Genomic DNA, 2,051 nt, shown 5'->3' on the forward strand with positions numbered 1-2,051 from the left:
CCGGGTGAACAGGCGAAGTTCGTGGAGGGCAGTCTGTTCCGGCATGTGTCGGTGATGGCGCTGACCTCGTCGGTCGGGCTGATGGCGGTGTTTGTCGTCGATCTGATCAACATGATCTATATTGCCATGCTGGGCCGCGAGGAACTGGCGGCGGCGATCGGCTATGCCGGCGCGATACTGTTCTTCACCACCAGTTTCGGCATCGGCATGTCGATTGCGGTATCGGCGCTGGTGTCGCGGGCCTTAGGCGCGCGCGATCCGGCACAGGCGCGCGAAAAGGCGACGACAGGGCTGATCCTGGGGTTGCTGTTCGGCGCGCTGTTTGCTGCCGTGGTCTGGGTGTTTCTGTCGCCACTGGTCAGCCTGCTGGGCGCGACCGGGCAGACGCATGATCTGGCGGTGTGGTTCTTGCAGATCGTGACCCCGTCGCAGCCCCTGTTGATGGTGGGGATGATCGGCGGCGCGATCTTGCGCAGCCATGGCGATGCGCGCGCGGCGATGATGGCAACGGTGTGGGGCGCGCTGGCGACAGCGGTGCTGGACCCGATTCTGATTTTCGGCTTCGGGTTGGAGCTGACCGGGGCGGCGCTGGCATCGGTGGCAGCACGGGTGGTGATTGCGGCGATGGCGTTGCGGCCGATCATCAAGAAATATGGCGGGTTTGATCGGCCGAGCCCGGCGAAGGTGATTGCCGACATGGGGCCGGTCTGGGCGATTGCGGTGCCCGCGATCCTGACGCAGGTGGCGACGCCGGTGGGGCAGGCCTTCGTGACGCGCGCGGCCAGCGCCTACGGCGAGGCGGCGGTGGCGGGGATGGCGATTGCCGGGCGGCTGACGCCGGTGGCCTTTGGCGTGATCTTTGCGCTGTCGGGGGCGATGGGGCCGATCATCGGGCAGAACTTTGGTGCGGGACGGATGGACCGGGTGCGCGGCGCATTCCGCGATGGGCTGATCTTTACCGGGATGGTGATCCTTGTGGTTTCGGCGGTGCTGTTCCTGCTGCGTGGGCCGATTGCCGATCTGTTCAATGCGGAGGGTTTGACGCGGGACCTGGTGTTCCTGTTTTGCGGGCCCTTGGCCTTGTTGTGGTTTTTCAACGGGGTTATCTTTGTCTCCAATGCCGTGTGCAACAACCTCGGGCGGCCGTTCTGGTCGACGGTGGTGAATTGGGGGCGCCATACGCTGGGGACAATTCCGCTGGCATTGTGGCTGGGCGGGATGTGGGGGGCGCCGGGCGTTCTGATCGGCCAATCGCTGGGTGGGGTTCTGTTTGGCGGGCTGGCCATCGTCTTTGCCCTGCGTGCAATGGCAAACCCGGCAGTTGTCCCACGGGGGCCCGGACCGTCCGTGGTTGCGCAGGCTGAAACCCAGCCGGAAGCGGTGCCGGGCGAGCGGCGGGCCTGAGGCGTCGGTTTTCGGGCGCGACAGGTCGGATAAGCTTTTCGATCTTGCCTTGCCGGTGATGCTCGGGCTAACCAAGAGGCGTCAGGTTCGGGAGAATCCGGCGGGCCTGCTTGCCCCCCGGTGCCGAAGGAGCAACCGCCCCGGTAAACTCTCAGGCGCAAGGGACCGTTTCTGACAACGACGCTCTGGAGAGTGGCACGCCCCGTCAAACAGGGGTTGGCCCGCCGAAGGGATAACGATCTCAGGCGCACCGTTTGGTGCAGGGACAGAGGGGGCATCGCGGCGCAGGGATTGGCCTGCCCGGACGGTGCCGGTACGTTCCGGCGAGAGTGAGGAGGGCGGTTTGACCGACCTTGAAGTGACGGGACCGCAGCGGCCGGAATTGCACAGACTGGAATTGCACAGACTGGGGCTGCATGATCTGCATGTGGAATTGGGCGGCAAGATGGTGCCCTTTGCCGGCTATGAGATGCCGGTGCAGTATGCGCCCGGCGTGATGCAGGAACACCTGCACACGCGCCGCGCCGCCGGGCTGTTTGACGTGAGCCACATGGGGCAGGTGATCTTGCGGCCAAAGGCCGGGATGGCGGCGCTGTGTCTGGCCTTCGAGGCGCTGATGCCGGTGGATGTGCTGGGGCTGGCACCGG

The 2,051-nt window shown here is 65.6% G+C and carries 1 protein-coding gene, 1 pseudogene and 1 riboswitch; the gene and the pseudogene both read left to right on the forward strand.

Annotated features, from left to right (window positions below; genetic code table 11):
- A partial coding sequence (locus RMO18_RS05525) for an MATE family efflux transporter (protein ID WP_309664439.1) occupies positions 1-1,404 on the forward strand: 1,404 nt, incomplete at its 5' end.
- Positions 1,405-1,482: 78 nt separating this feature from the next.
- Positions 1,483-1,582, forward strand: a riboswitch (glycine riboswitch).
- Positions 1,583-1,747: 165 nt separating this feature from the next.
- A pseudogene (locus tag RMO18_RS05530) lies at positions 1,748-2,051 on the forward strand (hypothetical protein); the annotation flags it as partial.

Source organism: Tabrizicola sp. (assembly GCF_031377265.1).
GTDB lineage: Bacteria > Pseudomonadota > Alphaproteobacteria > Rhodobacterales > Rhodobacteraceae > JAUYQR01.